This window comes from Chryseobacterium sp. HNCC26DJ238 (assembly GCF_057180465.1).
Genome location: NZ_JBXUGI010000078.1, coordinates 1 through 350 on the forward strand (window position 1 = coordinate 1; position 350 = coordinate 350).

The following is a 350-nucleotide window of genomic DNA, read 5'->3' on the forward strand; positions in this document are numbered from 1 at the left end:
CTGTACCGTGCAGACGGCACAAAGCTGAGAAAAAAATACACTTATTTTTTCAATAAGGGTAAAGCAGAGCAATACAACAGTACTGATTATCTCGATGGTTTCCAGTATTCCGGAAGCCAGGGAATGATGACCTTGGACTTTCTTCCCACGTCAGAAGGATATTATGATTTCAAAAATAATAGTTATATTTACAACTATACTGATCACTTAGGCAATGTAAGGCTAAGTTATCAGAAAGATGGATCAGGAAATGCAAATCCTGTTGATGAAAATAATTATTATCCTTTTGGATTGAAGCATGAAGGATATAATTATTTAAGTGGAAACTCAAATTATCAATACAAGTATAA

At 33.7% G+C, this 350-nt stretch carries 1 protein-coding gene; it reads left to right on the forward strand.

Features of this window, described 5'->3' with window-relative positions; genetic code table 11:
• Nucleotides 1–350 (forward strand): hypothetical protein (locus AC2A07_RS19780; protein ID WP_484051811.1); only part of this gene is annotated, 350 nt, incomplete at both ends.